Here is a 2,383-nt window from a genome sequence, read left to right as displayed (position 1 = left end):
GTGCGGCGCGGGGGGGGGGGGCGCCGCAGGGGGCGCGCCGTGGGGCCACTCCGGTATACCCGCGGGGGGGGGGGGGGGGGCCGGGGGGGGGGGGGGGGGCGGGGGGGGGGCCCCCCCCCCCGGTCGCCCGCGCCTTCGCTGTTTGCGCCGGGAGGGCCCTGCGGCCGGCCGGCGGCGCGGTCCGGGCGATGATGGAGGGATGAGAATCCGTTCGGTCCGATGCGACGAGCTGCAGGCGATCCGGGACATCGAGCGGGAGGCCGGGGAGGCCTTCAGGGGTTTCGGCATGGCCGAGATCGCAGAGGACGAGCCGCCCTCTGCCGACGCCCTCCTCGGGTTCCACCGGGAGGGGCTGGCGTGGGTCGCGGCCGACGATGCGGACACGCCCGTGGCGTATCTCGTGGCCCGGCTCGTCGACAGCTGTCTGCACATCGAGCAGGTGTCGGTGCATCCTGCGCATGCACGCCGGGGCGTCGGCCGGGCGCTGCTGGACCATGCTTCAGGGTGGGCCGAGGCCCGCGGGATCCCGGCCCTGACGCTCTCGACGTTCGCCTCGGTGCCGTGGAACGCACCGTACTATCGGCGCCTCGGCTTCCGGCGGATCGATGACGAGGCGATGGGCCCGGGACTCGCACGGATCCGTGCCGAGGAGGACGCACTCGGGCTCACCCGCTGGCCGCGCGTCTTCATGCGGCGCGAGATCCGCGGAATCCCAGCGGAAGGACAGCCGAGACCGTAGGCACAGGCCATGGACGCCAGCGAGCCCTTCCACTAAAATTAGAACATATCTTCGAAAAAAGAGGTTCGACCAGACGGGCACTGGGGGGTGGCGGTGTGGGTGCGGTGGTGGAGCTGGGCTTCGCGTCGCGGTTCCCGGACGTGCTGGCCGGGGGCCTCGAGCTGGCCGCGGAGGCCCTGACCGCCCCGGGCGGGACCGCGCGGGCGCTGCGGGCCCTGGCCGACTTCGACGCCTACAGCGCCGCCCTCCGCGCGGTCCTGGTCGACCGGCTCGCCGCCGAGATCGCCGAGGAGCCACTCGAGGGCCGCCACGGCCAGCCCACCCGCCTCGGCGGCCACATCGCCCACGCCGTCGCCGTCTCCGAGCTCGCCGCCCTGCAGGGCACCTCCGAGCACGCCGCCGCCCGGGCCCTGAACTTCTCCACCGCCCTGGTCAACACCCACCCCGCCGTGCACGAGGCCCTCGCCTCCGGCGACATCACCGAGGCCCACGCCCGCGCCCTCGTCGACCAGGCCGCCACCCTCCCCGAGCACGCCGCCGAGCCCTACGCCCTCGAGGCCCTCGCCCGCGCCCGCACCCGCAAGGGCCGCCTGCGCACCCCCGGCGAGTTCCGCACCCTCGCCCGCGACCTGCGCGAACGCCTCCACCCCGGCTCCATCACCCACCGCCGCGCCACCGCCCGCGAGGACCGCCGGGTCTGGCTGCAGCCCGAGGACGACGGCATGTGCACCCTCTCGGCACTCCTGCCCGCCGAGACCGCCACCGGGATGTACCAGCGCGCCGATGCCCTCGCCCGCGCCGCCCACCGCGCCGACGGCGAGGCACGCACCCTCCCACAGCTCCGCGCCGACGCCCTCGCCCACGCGGTCCTCAGAGCCCCGGAAGGCACCGCGGCGGCCCCCGCAGCGGCCGTCCCCTCCCCCGAGGAACTGCTCGCCGGCGTCAAGGCCGAGATCGTCGTCCACATCCCCGCCGCCGTCGCCCTCGGAGCCTCCGACGCCCCCGCCCTCCTGGACGGCCACGGCCCCATCGACCCCGCCACCGCCCGCGCCCTCGCCGCCGCCGCGCCCACCTGGCAGCGCCTCTTCACCGACACCGACGGCACCCCCCTCGCCCTCGGCCGCACCGCCTACCGGCCCCCAGCCGGCCTCCGACGCTTCCTCAACTACCGCGACGGCACCTGCCGCGTCCCCGGCTGCACCCGCCCCGCCCACACCACCGAAGCCGACCACACCACCGAATGGCAGGACGGCGGCACCACCGACGCCGCCAACCTCGCCCTCCTCTGCCCCAGACACCACGCCCTCAAATCCCTCGCCCTCCACCATTTCACCCACGAGGACACCACCCAGGACACCGACGGCACAGAAGGCACCACCACACCCACCCCTGCCCTGATCTGGACCACCCTCCTCGGCCAGGCACTCCCCGCCGAACCCCTCGAACGCGACCACATCCTCGCCCCCAGAACCACCGACCACCCACCACGGGGATCATCGGGCAGGCCGGCAACGGGAGGGGAACCACCGGGCACTCCGGCCTGTAGCGCGGGGGACTGTACTTTCAACGGTGTAACTCTGACAGAGGAGGTACCCGATGAGCGTTGATGTTGAGCCGGCCGCTGAAGCGGTCGTGGAGGAACTG

The 2,383-nt window shown here is 74.7% G+C and carries 2 protein-coding genes; both read left to right on the top strand.

The window, feature by feature from the left end; translation table 11 throughout:
- The first annotated feature begins 199 nt into the window (after nucleotides 1–199).
- Nucleotides 200–739 carry a GNAT family N-acetyltransferase gene (locus J2W21_RS19720; RefSeq protein ID WP_307116217.1) on the top strand — a complete coding sequence of 180 codons (540 nt, stop codon included), beginning with the start codon at nucleotides 200–202 and terminating at the stop codon, nucleotides 737–739.
- Nucleotides 740–834: 95 nt separating this feature from the next.
- On the top strand, nucleotides 835–2,346 hold the full coding sequence (locus J2W21_RS19715) for an HNH endonuclease signature motif containing protein (RefSeq protein WP_307116216.1): 1,512 nt from the start codon (nucleotides 835–837) through the stop codon (nucleotides 2,344–2,346).
- Nucleotides 2,347–2,383: the final 37 nt, after the last annotated feature.

Origin of the sequence: Sinomonas atrocyanea (assembly GCF_030811715.1) — a bacterium.
Taxonomy (GTDB): domain Bacteria; phylum Actinomycetota; class Actinomycetes; order Actinomycetales; family Micrococcaceae; genus Sinomonas; species Sinomonas atrocyanea_A.
The sequence above is the reverse complement of the archived record's forward strand: the minus strand, read 5'-3'. Positions and strand labels throughout refer to the sequence as shown.